Source organism: Paenibacillus marchantiophytorum (assembly GCF_014640555.1).
GTDB lineage: Bacteria > Bacillota > Bacilli > Paenibacillales > NBRC-103111 > Paenibacillus_E > Paenibacillus_E marchantiophytorum.
In genome coordinates, this window is record NZ_BMHE01000008.1 from 1 (window position 1) to 15,378 (window position 15,378).

9 protein-coding genes are annotated in these 15,378 nt (G+C 46.0%); all 9 read right to left on the reverse strand.

All coding sequences use genetic code 11. The features are described 5' to 3' along the window. Positions 1-261: 261 nt before the first annotated feature. On the reverse strand, positions 262-4,101 hold the full coding sequence (locus IEY34_RS10210) for an endo-1,4-beta-xylanase (protein ID WP_189011019.1): 3,840 nt from the start codon (positions 4,099-4,101) through the stop codon (positions 262-264). A gap of 106 nt (positions 4,102-4,207) precedes the next feature. Continuing rightward, positions 4,208-5,215, reverse strand: coding sequence for an endo-1,4-beta-xylanase (locus tag IEY34_RS10215; RefSeq protein ID WP_189011021.1), 1,008 nt, complete (start codon positions 5,213-5,215; stop codon positions 4,208-4,210). A 240-nt stretch (positions 5,216-5,455) separates the two neighbouring features. Continuing rightward, positions 5,456-6,961: a response regulator transcription factor gene (locus IEY34_RS10220; protein ID WP_189011023.1), complete on the reverse strand. Its 1,506-nt coding sequence runs from the start codon at positions 6,959-6,961 to the stop codon at positions 5,456-5,458. Continuing rightward, positions 6,954-8,777, reverse strand: a complete 1,824-nt coding sequence (locus IEY34_RS10225) for a sensor histidine kinase (RefSeq protein ID WP_189011026.1) — start codon at positions 8,775-8,777, stop codon at positions 6,954-6,956. Before IEY34_RS10225 ends, IEY34_RS10220 begins: the two co-directional genes overlap by 8 nt. Positions 8,778-8,802: 25 nt before the next feature. After that, positions 8,803-10,320 carry a response regulator transcription factor gene (locus IEY34_RS10230; RefSeq protein ID WP_189011028.1) on the reverse strand — a complete coding sequence of 506 codons (1,518 nt, stop codon included), beginning with the start codon at positions 10,318-10,320 and terminating at the stop codon, positions 8,803-8,805. 128 nt (positions 10,321-10,448) lie between these two features. Beyond that, positions 10,449-11,360: a carbohydrate ABC transporter permease gene (locus IEY34_RS10235; protein ID WP_189011030.1), complete on the reverse strand. Its 912-nt coding sequence runs from the start codon at positions 11,358-11,360 to the stop codon at positions 10,449-10,451. A 13-nt stretch (positions 11,361-11,373) separates the two neighbouring features. Further along, positions 11,374-12,348, reverse strand: coding sequence for an ABC transporter permease (locus IEY34_RS10240; RefSeq protein WP_189011032.1), 975 nt, complete (start codon positions 12,346-12,348; stop codon positions 11,374-11,376). 71 nt (positions 12,349-12,419) lie between these two features. Next, on the reverse strand, positions 12,420-14,096 hold the full coding sequence (locus tag IEY34_RS10245) for a type 2 periplasmic-binding domain-containing protein (protein WP_189011034.1): 1,677 nt from the start codon (positions 14,094-14,096) through the stop codon (positions 12,420-12,422). Positions 14,097-14,401: 305 nt separating this feature from the next. Continuing rightward, positions 14,402-15,241 carry a helix-turn-helix domain-containing protein gene (locus tag IEY34_RS10250; RefSeq protein WP_189011036.1) on the reverse strand — a complete coding sequence of 280 codons (840 nt, stop codon included), beginning with the start codon at positions 15,239-15,241 and terminating at the stop codon, positions 14,402-14,404. Positions 15,242-15,378: the final 137 nt, after the last annotated feature.

The window sequence follows — 15,378 nt, forward strand, 5'->3', positions numbered from 1 at the left end:
GTTATTCCTAAGAATCCGCAGTGTGATCTCCACTCTACAAAAACAAGCTCGCCCAATTTTCGACTCTCTTTTCCGTGCATTTCGGGGGCAATTTATTTTCAACTAACTGATACCTAAGTAGTTACCACAAAAAACGTCAAAATTCCCATATAACAGCAAAATAACGTACTGTAGTTCCCTCAACCTCCCGAAAATGACACTTTTGCCTAGAATAGCGCACCGTAGTTCCCCGCGCGAGGCAGCTGGAGTAACAGCGGAGCGTTATTGTACCTGTTGAGCATTCAAAATCCTAATCATACTAACCGCCGCTTCTGCGCGGGTGCTGAATGCCTTCGGTTTCAGGGTACCGTCCTCGTAGCCGTTCAGCACACCCTTGACGGTCAAAGCCGTAAGTGGTCCTTGGGACCACGTGGAGACGTCACTCCTGTCCTTATAATCCAGACTGCCGCTGGCCGCAGCCAGGTGTGCGGCACGTGCAAGGATTACGGCCATTTGTTCCCTGGTGATGTTGTCATCCGGGCCGAAGGTTCCGTCCTCATAGCCGACTACAATACCCAGTGCGGATGCTATTGCAATTGCCTCCTTTGCCCAGTGGCTACCGGTATCGGAGAACCCAGCTCCGCCTGTTGCCGTCAGGTGAAAAGCTTTGACGATCATGGATACGAACTCGGATCTTGTTAGGGTTGAATCAGGATGGAATGTGCCGTCCGGGTAGCCGTCGATCACTCCTGCTTTTACAAGTTCTTGTATCCCATCTTCAGCCCAGTGTCCTTGAATATCCGTTAAAGCCGGAACCCGATTAATGGTCGCTCCGTTCTGTTCCACTTTGCCGCCCTTTTGGTCGTCAACTTTAATGGACACCTCCGGTGTAGAGGTCGGAGTAGTGTCGTTCTGAGGCGGTGCAGGCTTTGGCTGAAGCGTCAGAACACCGAATCTCGAAGTGTTCTGATAGGATTGACCTGTCGGGTCATTCCATGAAAAAACGCTGTCCCGGCTTCCACTGTCCTGAGCATTGTTGACTTGGAGGTCGAATCCGATCATGGTTCCTGCAGTTGGAGTGATCGAATCCAGCGATATTGCTGCTTCTACGACGTAGCCTCCGTCCATTCTTTTGGTGGCTGTTGTATAGTTGTTTTGTGTTGCATGGCCGCCGACTGTCTTTACGTTCTTGAAGTTAACTCGGTATTGGCCGTCGTCATCTTGGTAATTCTCCGTTTTTCCGTTGTTCTGGTCAACGAAAATTTCCACTGAATCCTGCTCCCATGTATTGACGTTGGCATCATTCAATACGCTGTCCTTCACAACGGCATAGAAATAAAGGTTATGCTCATCCCACATCGTACGGAATTGCGCTTTAGCGATTGCGTTGTTATGTTGCTCTACCCTTACATCGGTCGTATTAACCGGAGCGTCAGCCCACATGCTGTCCATTTCGCCATCGATAGCGGGGGTTCCATAAAGGGATTTTGCCGCTTTGGTAGCATCGATATAAGTCAAGGCCCCGTAACCGAGGCTGTCGTTGCCCTGGACGTTCCGAGGATCGCTCCAGGAAACGATAACACCGTTGCTGCCATGCTCCGTACCGTCATTAATCCCCATGTCGGTCACTCTTACATCAAACTTCACTTGCTTGCCTAAGGTACCTGCCAACGGGATAGATGCTTGCAGCACATAACCATCAGAACCTTCCGTAATTTGAGAATTATTTCGTGCGAACGTATATTTCTTGATTCCATTGTCATCCACGAAGAGCTCGATTTGATCCGTTGCGGTTTTGGTAATGTCTTTGACCGCTACGCGGGCATAGAGATTATGTTCATCCCACAAGGTTTTCACCTGAGCCTGCAGTGTACCTGACTGCTGAGTCTTTATGGTCTGAATTGTATCCCAAACCGAATCCGAAGCATTCACAGGTGTGCCTTGAGCTGTAAATGCTGTTTGAGCAGTTATAGGAAGATGGGTAGGCGTCAGCGTCTTTACAGCCTCAATCATTCCCCAATAAGCATATTTGGCTTGAAACTGCACATCGAACGGAAGAGGAGCATCTTTACGGGTTATATTATTAATGTTGTCGAGCCAAGTATGATCGTCTGCAATTCCCCATATCGTAACATTGCTGATCCATCCGTCAGGATGATAAGCTGGAGTGTTCGTATTAGCTCTTTTCCCCTCATTGTCCAGCCTAACCAGTTCATGGAACAATTGCTTGTAACGGTAGCCTTGTTTCACAAGCATGGAGTCATCAAAGCTGGTGGCATTGTCCGTATACACTGAAACGTCAAGCTCCGTTATCTGATTGTCAAATCCGGCTTCGCCGAATTTCCGGATGGAATCGGAAATTTGATCGATAGAGGGACCGCCGATGCTAATGTGCGTTTGGTGGCCCACGCCGTCAATCGGAACGCCTTCGCCTTTCAGCTTCGTCACCAGATTAAACAAAAAATCGCGTTTGACCGGATCCTGCGTACTGTAATCGTTGATATACAGTTTTGCGTTCGGCAGCTCTTGACGAGCAACTCTGAAGGCTGTACGGATGAAGTCCAAACCAGTCAAAGTATACCACTCGCTCTTGCGCATGCCGTCTGGCTGACCGGGATCAATGACTTCGTTTACGACGTCGATGGCATCGATCGGCACGTCTATAGCACTGAAGTGACGCGCCACGGTTTGGATATAAGTCGTCAGACGGTCAAGCACCAACTGTTTATTCTCCGGTGTAGCTGCAAGCGGCTGACCCTGGGCATCCTTAAACATCCATTCTGCAGCCTGCGAATGCCAAGCAAGGGTATGCAACCGGAAATTCATATTGTGAGCCTTGGCATATTGTGCGATTTTGTCTGCTTCCGCCCAGTTCCATTGCCCTTCTGTCGGTTCCAGAGAGCCCGGCTTTGTGGCATTCTCAGCTACGAGAGAGCTGTAGTGATAATCCAGAAGGTTGTGAACATCGGAAGTCAGCTGATCTCCCGTTATGGCAGCACCAATTTTGAAGTTGTCCGCATAGATGTCCTTCAAAGGATCAATGTCCGTTTGAATCGGCTTCGGCCCGGATACTTGACCCGAATAGGACAATTCGAAATCGTCCATATAGAAAGATCTTGCATCGCTATACGGGTTGGCTACTTCCACGTATGCATTCAAAACAGTCGGAGTGCTTGTTAATGTAAATGTGCCGGTCAACTTTACCCAAGCGTCGGATGTTACCGTCACGTTAGATGAAACATTGGCATAAGAACTGTCACCGCTCTGTACAGAGAGTCGCAATATAGTGGGAGACTGCCCCGAAGCCAATTTTACCCATGCGGACAAATCGTACTTGTAACCCTTGGACATCTTACCAAGGACGTTCAACAAGGGTCCGTCATATTGCTCTGATACCGTGGTCAGCAAGCTCTTGGAGCCGCCTGTGGTGTGATTGTCAGCCGTCGATATATCGATATTGCCGGACCCGTTTCTGCGTACCCAATTCCCTTGCCCGTCCTCAAAGGAGGATTGAATGCCCGTTTGGTCAACAACTCCCGAATCCGATGGTGCAGCCGGCGTGACGTCCGTTACTTTCACTTCATCGATATAGAGGTCCTCCGTAGTGGTGGAAGCTGGATCCGATTCCACCCATATCTTGAACGCCTTCGTATCGCCCGGAAGCTCGTATCCCTTCAGTTCAAAGGTGGTCCAATCCGTGGAGCTAACCGATTTATTCCCCACCAGCCAAGGATACTTGTTGGTTAGCGAGTCGGCATCGACATTGGAAGCAATATGGAAACTATCGGTTCCTGCTCCGACTTTAAGCTTCAGTGACAAATCGTACGTATGACCGGCTTGCGTATACGAAGTCAAATCCAGGAACGGGCTGCTGTTCCTCGCAGCACGGTTCGTCATTGCCAAGGATTTGGAGCCTTCGGAGGCTGTTGCCGATGTTACGGCAATCGTTCCGTCTCCCATCCAGGATACCTTAACCCAACCGCCAGTTTGGTCGTCTTCAAAGCTTTGGGACAAAACAATCGTATGACTGGCAGCAGATGCCATCAAAGGCACTAGCAGATGGGGAGCGATCATCCCGAACAGCAGAACGATGACCATCCATACATTAAAATTTTTTCTCACAAGCATCCTCCTCTTTCTGCAATCGCTTACAATTTTATTCCAATTTCATTCTACAACTTAGGTCATTGGCATCACATACTCAAACTAAAGAATAACCCCCCCTCAATTATGGCGTATTTACTAATCCGATTACGCGCCAGAATGCTTTTTTAGGCTGAAATTCCCCATCGAATAGGAACGGCCAGTTCTTTCTGCCGCGAACTGGGAAGTTGTCCAACCACGTATAGTTGTCAGCCGCTCCCCAGAAAGTTACCGACGTAATGACTTCTCGATATGCCTTAAATAGCCTGAAGATATCCTCATACCGCTGCTCCTGCAGCTCCACCATCTGCTCAGTGGGTACCAACAGATCGGTCCGCCGGTCCTCAAATTGAAACAGGGATAGATCTAACTCGGTGATGTGAAGCTCCAGATCGAGGGATGCGTAAAGCTCGATCGCTTGCCGTATTTCATCCAAGGAAGGACCATAGATATTCCAATGTCCCTGCATGCCGATTCCGTGGATAGGAACCCCCTTCTGCTTCAATGAACGGACCAGATTATAAATCTTATCCCGTTTGACCGGCTCTGTCTCGTTGTAGTCGTTATAGAATAGAAGCGCATTCGGATCGGCTTCATGTGCTGCCTCGAAGGCATGGGAGATATAATCCTCCCCGAGAATATCCAGCCATTTGGTACTTCGCATCACCAGGTCCGCCTTGTCTTCGATTGCTTCATTAACCACGTCCCACGCATAAACCTTGCCCTTATAACGACTGGCAACCGTACGGATATGCTCCTTCATCCGCAAGAGAACCAGTTCTTTGTCGGCAGGACCGCCAGAGGGGCCTTCAAACACCCAATCGGAGGTTTGATTATGCCAGACCATCGTATGCCCCCGAACGGAAATCCCGTTCTGCAAGGCGAAATCCATTATTTCATCCACTGCCTCAAATGTATATCGATCTTCCTCTGGATGGATCTCCTCGAACTTCATCTGGTTCTCCGCGGTAATGCTGTTGTAATGCCGGGCGATGAAGTCCCCTTCGGAACGGATGGTCTTCGTGCTAACAGCAGCCCCGATTCTGAATATGCCATTATAAGCCTCATGCAAGTTCGGTACCTTGTTGTTCATAGATTGGCAAACCTCCTCATCATCCCCTGTTTAAACAGGCCTTCTATCTTATATCATATAGAATCTGAATACACTTACCATTCACAGATTAAAGATCTCTCCCCCCTATTCCTAAAATCTTTCAAGGTTGTGTGCGATGTTTTCAGTCGCACTCATAGCAAATAGACGTGTATCTCTTAGAAAAGAAATACACGTCCTTCGCAGAAGCAATGCAGACCGTGGGATTCTCTCCCTATTCTGTTAGGTTTTGCTTAATTGTCTATACACGGCTGGCTTGTCAGATACACGTTTCTCAAACTCTTTGAGGAAATGATGATAGTTAGCATATCCAATCTGCTCCGAGATCACGCGAATCGTTTCATCCGATTCACACAGCATTCGCTTCGCCTCATGAATGCGCAGGTCATGAATATACTCAATCATGCCTACGCCGCACCGCTTCATGAACGCTTGGCCTAAGTAAACTGGGTTCATGAAGAACCTTTCTCCGATATCTTTAATTGTTAACGTTTCCCGATAATGTTCTTGAATATAACGCTCAATGACCCGAAGAGGATGGCCTGAGAATTTGTCTTTATGCTGCTTCAACTGGCTCAAGTAATGCTGCATATAAACCTGCAGGGATTCTTCTACTTCTTTTAAGCACCGATGCTCCTTTCTCAAAAAATCGCGAATACGAGGCAGCTCCTCTGAATCGATGCCCATCTCCCGCATGACCGCTGCGCTCTTCAGAATAATGCGGATGACCAACAAATGGACGACCTCCCGAGCCGTTTTATGATCAGATATCATCACAAACATTTGTTTAATCAGCTCCCCAACTCGTTTCTCCTGAAGCGCCTCAATCGCAATGTGAATGTCGTCTACGATAGAAACCGCATGGAAATCGTAGTTGATGCGCTTGTGATGGATCGTTTCGTAATCGAGTGGACCCCCGGATACATGAAAGAAATGATGCACCGAAGTCTCTAAAGAACCTGCATACGAGTCTGCAATATGACGAAGGGCGTCCACCCGCGGACCTATCGACAAGCAGCATTCGATACCTTGCTCGCGCAGGTCTTCGTATACCTGTTGAGCCCATTCCTCGATCCCGGAGAAAGACTCCATGACAAGGCCGTCCTGACTCCCAAACAAGTCAATTGCATAAGCTTTGCGCGAAAGGAAGTAACGGGCATCCAGCTCCTGTGCTGGGCTACCAAGCCATTCGACATGAATATACCTCCAGCCCTGATCTCCTTGTGCCAAGGGATCTAGTATCTCGCCAACGTTCCCGTCTGCTGCCGAAATTTCTCCCCGAAGCATCTGAGCAAGCAGAGTCGGTACTAGACGGTCGGAAACGAGGTCATGGCGTACCCTTTGCTGTTCTCGGTGCTGCAGCTCCCCAATAACTAATTCAATGACAGCCTCCCACTCCCTATCCAAAGCCGGCTTAAGCAAATAATGCTTAACCCCATACCTCAGGGCGGAGCGCGCGTATTCGAAATCATTGTAGCCGCTTAAGATGATGAATACCGGATCGCTGCCAGCCTTTTGCACCCGATCGATCAATTCTAACCCGTCAATTACCGGCATCCGAATATCGGTCACCACGAGATCAGGCTTATAGGCTTCAATGCAGGCTAATGCTTCTTCGCCGTTCTCGCACATTTCCACGATTTCAAAGCCAAGCTCTTCCCATTCAACCATGAGCCTTATTCCTTCCAAGGCGAAAGGCTCGTCATCAGCAAAAATAACCTTATACATGTCCACGGGCCTCCTCCTGATTCTTGATTAAACTCAGAGGAATTTGTATGGTAACACTTGTCTTTTCGAAGGGAACACTTTCAATATGGAAAAGAGAACGTTCCGCGTAAAACAGATTTAAGCGGCGGTACACATTGCGAAGTCCGATGTTCTTGCCGTTATCTTCTCCCTTAAACAGACTCTGAACAATCTCATCCAGCTTCTCACTGTTCATTCCGATTCCGTTATCTTCGACCTTCATGAGCATGTTCAGCTCTGCTCTCTCTACAGATATCCGAATTCTGCGATTTCCTTTGACCGATTGAAGCCCATGCTTGCAAGAGTTCTCAACGAGCGATTGAATACTCATCTTCGGGATTCGATACGACAGAACAGATTCGTCAATGGACAATTCATAATGAAACCGATCCTGGAATCGGAACTTCTCGATTTGGAGGTACATGGCAGTAAAGTTTAACTCTTCTTCTACCGTCACCAAATCCTCTTTCCAGCTTAGCAGTCTTCTCAGAAGCTGAGACAAATTTTGAATAATTTCCGTCACATGCTCATAGCGATGTTTCTTACAGACAACGAGAATGGCGTTTAACGTATTAAACAGGAAGTGAGGATCTACCTGACTTTGCAAATATTTCAGCTCTGCCTGCACCCGTTCGAGCTCCAAATCTTTTTTTTGTATTTCGAGCTTGTAAACGTCATTGATTAAGTTGCGAATTTTCCCTGTCATTAGATTAAAGCTGCGAAGCAGATTGCCAATCTCATCTTTCCCTTCATACATCGTGATGGGTTCAAACCTTTCATTTTTCAACAAATTCATATGCTTGGAGAGCTTTCTTACCCGGAAATTAAAGGAATGCATAATGATATAAATCAATATCGTCGGAATGATCGTAGAGATGAGCGTCAGCCAGGTAAAAAAGTGGATAACCCCCTTCCTCTCCTCCGCGATTCGACTCCCCTCTGGTACCCCGACTAGTCGCCAATTAAACACGTAACTGGCCGTACCAAGTGGAATGATGAAGCTCTTCTCAGGTAAGCCTGTCAACTGAAATTCCTTTGAGACAGGCAGGGTCGGCAGCAGAGGGTCAGCACTTTTAAACTTACCTGCCGATTCCAGAACAAGCCGATTTTCCTCATCCACTAGCTTGATTAGCAAGTAATTGTGTTCTTTATCAAATAGCTCCATCAGCTTATCCATCCGAATATCGATACGCAGATATTTGGAGAATTTCATGAGGTCAGGGAAATTGTCCAGCTTTCGAATGATGCTGACATATACCATTTTCTCCTCGGGATTCATGGGATTCGTATCCAAATAAGAGGTCACTGTGACCTTATCTTTCTTTTCGTTCATCTTCTGATACCATTCACTCTTCAAATCATTGGGCTTAAACATAAAGTAGCTTCCACCATTGGATAGTGTTGGGTTTGAGGTGTATACGCCAATCCAAGAGATGTAGGGATAAATATTCGGATACTGTCCTAATTTGTCTCGGAGGTAACTATCATATTCTTCGTAATAGGCAACATTATCCGAGTACGTATATTCAAGCATTTCATTAAAGATACGGTCAGCGGATACAGCGTTGCCGATCACCACACCTTCGTTCACCATTTGCATAATTTCATTTCCGACACGATCCAAGGAAATTCGTAAGTTGTCCATCACTCTACGTTCCGTATTCCTGCTATCCTGCAGGTAAAATAAACTGTTTATACACAAAATGGGAAGCAGCACACACATCAAGTAAATGATCAAAAACTTGAATTTCAGCGGAATATCATTGACTATACGCAACAGATTCCATCTCCGGCTCATATTCGTTCTCCTTGTCAGTCGTATATTAGCCCTTTTTGTATGATGAGGGTAACAGGCCGGTATGTGCCTTGAATTTGGTTACGAACTGTTCGGAATCTGAGTAACCGACACGATCAGCGACATCGGCTATTTTCAGTTCTTCACGACGAAGTAATTTTTTGGCTTCGTCAATTCGTACGACATGTAAATATTCATTAAAGGTGAGGCCGACTTGTTTCTTGAACCTCTGGCCAAAGTAGGCCGGATTCAGCCGAAAATGCTCTGCAACATGCTGGAGTTGCAGCTTTTCGCTGTAATGCGATTTGACGTAGTCTTCCGCTGCAGATATGACGGCATCTTGCCCTAAACCTTTCTTCAGGCCAATCCACTCTACAGCTTGCAGGAATTCCCGCATGACCTTGCGTTCCAAGAGGCCAATATCCATTGGAACGGTGGGAGCAAACCAAGTGGGAGCCCACACTGGCTCACCGCTGGATTGGGTAATAGCCTTAAGAATTTCAAGCTTAATATTGCCTAAATAAGCTCTCACCCAAGATTCAGAGACAGACTGCCTCGAAAGCGCGACGAATAAGTGGTGCACGTGGGCTCGCACCGTTTCTGAACACCCGCTCCCTACGGCATCTAAGATGGATTTCGTCATTCCAACAAATGCAGGCAGCGTCTCAATTGACTGCTCTCCTTGATAGATGTAAATCCCTTCAGTTCCAGAAGGGAACTTGCACATTTCGGCCATAAGTCCCTCACGAAATGCTTCTTTTAACGCAAGAGGTCCCTTGTGTTCGCCGCTTACTGAAAACGAGAGCGAACTGCCCCAGTTATTTCGGACACTAGCAACTAACTCTATAATGATTGCGGGAGAAAGATCAGGCTCCTCTGTTCCCGAGACTAGCAAGAATCCCTGACGTTCTTTGCCAACGCCAAATGGAAACAATGTCGCTTGAGGAAGCTTGAACATATCCTCAATAACCTGCTTCAGATTCAATTGGACCTGAGCCTGAACGTCAGGTTCAAGTAAGATGCAGCGAATGCTGGAACTTTCATGAAGATTCAACAAGGCGTTCGCCTGATCAATCCATTTCTGCCCGATTTCTCCCTGCATAAGTTTTGAAATCGTTTCCAATCGTAAGCGTTCCAAGGCAGCACTTTCGTATTGCTTGTGAGTTTCACGCGCCTGAATCGTATTTGCGACCGCTTCCACTGCAGCTACAAGCTCCCCTTCATTGAAAGGTTTCATCAAATAATTAGCCACACCATGTCGCATAGCTCTTTTGGCGTATTCGAAATCTGCGTATCCACTCAAGATAATAAACTCCGCCTCAGGGTGTAGATTGGCAGCTAGTTCAATCAGTTCCAATCCATCTATGACAGGCATACGAACATCCGTCAGCACCAAATGAGGCCGTGTCGACGCCATCATGGCTAATGCGTCTTCGCCATCCAACGCTTCCCCGCATACTTCAAAGCCTAACTTATGCCAATCAATCATTAACCGCAGTCCCTCTAGCATGTAGGGCTCGTCATCAGCAAACATGACCCTTAACATGGGAAACACCTCATTTCAGGGAGTCGATATGGCTATTATAAAGGATAGGTTGTGTTTAAATAAAGCAAAAACCGTCCCAGCTCCGAGCTGAAACGGAAAATGATTATCATCATGGTTTATACTACGGCTTACTCTTTGACACTTCCAAGATTCATTCCGACGATGAAATACTTCTGTAGGAAAGGATATACGAATAGAATCGGAACCGCAGCTACAATCGTGATCGCCGCACGTATGGAAGCAGGCGTAACCATGGCCTTTGTTTGATTCGTGTTGGCCCCAGCCATCAAACCGGGATCATTGTTGCTGTTCATCGTAGATCCAAGCAGCTTCATCATTTCGTACTGAAGTGTACTCAGCTTCAATTCGGACGAAGCATAGAGGAACGTATCGAACCACGAATTCCAAGAGCCAACTGCAATAAACAGGGCGATGGTCGCTAGAACAGGCGTGCACAGCGGGAGAACAATTCGTACAAATATGGTAAAATCACCCGCGCCGTCTATCTTCGCAGATTCAACCAATCCCGATGGGAGGGTCCGAATATACGTCCGAATCACAATTAGATTAAACGCACTTACCATCCCTGGGAACACATATACCCAAAAGTTGTTCAACAATCCCAAGCTTTTAATCAGAAAGTAATTAGGAATTAGCCCCGCATTAAAATACATCGTCAACACGAATATTAAACCTATTATTTTACGGAAAATATATTGGGGCTGCGCCAGTGTGTAGGCAAGCATGGAGGTGAGAAACACACCTATTACGGTTGCTGTAATTGTACGTGCTACAGAAATCCAAGCCGCATGATAGATCGTACCGGAAATGAAAATTGCCTTGTAGTTTTGCAATGACCAGGAACGCGGCCATAAATAAACGCCCCCACGAAGCGCATCATTGCCTTCATTGAATGAAATCGTCAAGGTGTGAAGGAAAGGATAAAGCGTAACTACAGCAAGAACGAGCATGAAGATGCCGTTAATTGTATGGAACAGAATCGGCTCGATCCGAGTTCTGCGAACAGTCGTTGTTCCCATCATCATCTCTCCTTTATATCAACCGCTCTTCACCAAGACGCTTGGCGGTAGAATTTGCAATCAGAATAAGGATTATACTAACAACTGTTTTGAAAATACCTGCCGCAGTTGCCAGTGAATAATTTCCTAGAGAAATTCCGTACTTTAGAACGAAAATATCAATCGTTTGTGACCAGTCGACGATCAACCCGTTGCCGAGCAGGTATTGAATCTCAAAGCCTGCATCTAGGATGTGCCCAACGTTCATAATTAATAGAATAATAAAAGTGGACTTGATCCCAGGCAGTGTGACATGCAGGATCTTCTGGTAACGGTTGGCACCGTCGATTCCGGCAGACTCATACAGTGATGGATCAATCGAGGTGATGGCTGCAAGGTAAATGATCGTATTCCACCCTACTTCTTTCCATACATTAGACAAGCCCACAATCCCCCAAAAATACTTCCCCTCGCTAAGCCACATGATAGGTTCTGTGATGATATGCATCTTCAACAGCAACTGATTAACGATTCCATCATCAACGGATAGTGAAGTCGCTACAATACCCGCAGCAATAATCCACGACAGAAAGTGAGGTAGATACGATATCGTTTGGATAGAACGCTTCCAAAAACGAACTTTGATCTCATTCAGCAAAAGAGCTAACAGTATGGCTGTTGCAAAGCCTAGAACCAAATTAATTACACTCATAGCAAGCGTGTTGCGAAGCACCGTCAAGAACGTGTCATCTTGAAATAGAAATTTAAAATGCTTCAGCCCCACCCACTGCTGTTTGGAAAATTTCAAAGCCGGGCGATAATTCTGGAACGCCATCAGCCATCCCCATATCGGCACATAATTGAAGATCAGAATATAAATCACGATGGGAAACGACATCAGAATCAACTGTTTCTGGTTTTTCATCGTTTTCCAACTGAAACCGACGCCGATTTCCGGATCAATTCTTTGCTTTTTCTTTGCTTTTTTAGACAGTATGGTCTCGGCCATCGACATTTCCTCCTTGGAAGTACAGCGGAGAAGACCTAAATCTTCCCCGCTCTACGACACATTCTATCCTTTTATTTACTGCTCCAGTTCTGAATACGCCAATTGATTTGATCATTGATACGATCTTCATAAACTTTGAAATTACTTTTAGAAATCTGATCCACATACTCTTTCCATACACCTTCAAAGTCGTCTTGTTTGGCCATAATGGCTTTCGGCAAATATTTGACGGCAAGGTCATTCAGCTTCGTATTGGCCACTTTGGCTGGTGATCCATCCATCAGGTCAATGCTCCACGCTGGATAATAGACAGGATTCTCTGCTGGTGTTTTGAAGAACTCTGCCCATGTCTTATGGTTGTAAGCTTTCAATACTTCTTGATCCTGCGGCTTCAAGCTATCGTAGAATTCCTGTGGCTGTGTTCCTGGATCGGTTGCATTCCCGTCACTATATGTCCCTTGCATCTTAGGTGAATTAGCGAAGAACGCTTCTGCTTTATTAGCAAGTTTCCAAGTATTATCATCCGCTTTGCTGCGCTGTTCAGGGGTGCGAGCGAACTTGCCATCCTTCACCAAATAGTCTTCGCCTTGAATACCCCATTGGAGTGTCTTCTGCCAATCTTCGGTCATTAGTGAGTCGAGGAATTTGATGATTTGAACCGGATCCTTGGCTTTCGTCGAAATCCCGTATCCACGGTTGATGTTCAAGACTGGACGGTCACGATAGTACTCTTTGGCGCCTGGGTATAAGAGCGGGAACCCCACGTAGGTACTGCCTATTTTGTTTTGTGAAATCAGCGAGCGTTCACCATCACCGAAATTCCAGTGTTGGTCAAACATCCCAATGACACGACCGCTAGCAATTTTCGCCAAGTATTGATCGTAGTTCTGCACGAGAGCTTCCCTATCCATCAGGCCTTGCGCATTGATCTCATTCAGCTTCTTGTAGTATGTCTTGGCGATGTCCTTATCCGCAAAGATTTGCGCTTTCCCGTTCTCGACGATAACTCCGCCGTCATTTGGGTGACCAGCTAAATGCTCAGGTGGATTAAGCAGCGGGAAGTTTCTCCAGTCGAAGTTTAACGTCTCGAACCCAATCATATCCGGATGTTTCGCTTTGTATTTAGCAATGATATCGAAATACTCATCCAACGTTTTAGGTGTTGGATACCCCATTTCCTTCAGGACATCCTTTTGGAGATAAAAGCCTGGGCCTTCATAAGCCGTTTCGTTGAATTGACCACTAAACACGTTGTAGTTTGGAAGCGCAAAAATGTGACCGCTAGCAGGATCCTTCATCTGATTCCACACACTTGCGTAGTGCTTCTTCAAATTCGGTGCGTACTTTTCAATTAAATCCTCGAGAGGTACAAAAGCACCGGCCGCAATTAGCTTATCGTTCCCTGTCATTATATCCGCATAATCGCCTCCGGCAATCATAACGCCCAGCTTCTGCTGCAGGTCACCGACCAAGAACTCCATTTTAAGGCTAACACCTGTCTTATCTTTAATCATCTTGTATATCTTGTTGTCAGGAGTCGGCTGTTGATACGGACTGTCAATGAATAAGGACAAAGTGACTGGTTTAACTGCATTGCTCTGCGTTGCCGCAGGCGTTGTCTGGCTACCGCTTGGCGAAGAGGTGCTGCTTGCCGCATCCTTCGAGTCGCTGCAGCCTGTCAGTGCTAATCCTAGAGCTAGAACAGGTACCATTGCTACTAAAACAGGTCGTTTTATTTTCTTAACCATTTTTCTAATCCTCCCTTATTGTCTCCATGATAATACATATTTGTATAGGTTAATCATTTGTTGCTTACACTATTTATTATACGCATCAAGAATGCGCTTACAATTCACAAAATATAGGTATTACCCCTACGAATTACAGTCACTTCCCCACTCCCCTCAGCAGTGTTCAGGTAATAGCATAAACGCCAATTAGTGCCTTAACTCCCTTCACTAGGCACAATTGCTGCACACATTTAAAAACGTTTGCAATTTTTTAACAATTGCATGCCAAACCCCTTCTATTTCATTGCTTAGTAGTTCCGGTGTCACTTAAAATATAGCAACCGATTAGCGTATGCATTGCGGTAATCGGTTGGTGTAAGGCCTGTGATTTTCTTAAAGCTATGCGTAAATTGTTGACTTTCCGAGTAACCCAAATGGTAAGATATTTCCTTTATACTTTGATTCGTATCCACCAATAGCGTTTTTGCGGCATCCATCTTCTCTTGCAACATAAATTGCTTAATGGAGATTCCCGCAATCTCTGAGAACAAAAAAGATAAATGCTTGGCATTATAGCCGAAATGCTCGGCTAGCTGGTTCACTTTCATATTCTCATTCCGGTTCCACTTTATATAATCCACGATGTCGTTATACAGCTGCTGCTTGCGATTCTTCCCAGATTGGTGGGCAAGAAACAACTGATTAACCAATTCACATAGAATACTTGTCGTCAAATAATTGTTCAGCGTTTGTTCCCTGTAGCTGCGGATGGAATCCTGAAGCTGCTTCATCATCACAATCAGCTTATCGGGATTTCGAAGTGTCCCCTTTTGAGGAATCGTTAATACGGAGGGCTCGTACACCGAGTCGCTATGTAACGTCTCATAGCCTTCTTGAACATTGAAATGAAGCCAGTAGAAGCTGCAGTCCGATTCTTGATAACCGTGTTGCACGGCTTGTGGCGGCATGAGCAGGAAGTCTCCTTCATTCAGGACATACCGTTCCTTGTCCATCTCTATATATAACGTGCCACTGGTTTGAATAAAAAGTTCGAATTCCGACAATACACGGTACATATGCTTCCACTCTGAAGAGGGAGCAACGAATTTGCCGGTCATAACGAGACATACGGGTGTATCAACACGGAAGCTGTAGCAGGTCATAAGCCTTCATCCTTTCTCACTAGTAATCTTAGAATAAAATAAGCAAAAGTTAAAGGATGGGTAAAAAACAACTTCCCTTTTGACACTTAATCAAACCTTATGCTATTTACGTCCATAGCGTACTAGTATTACGCTAT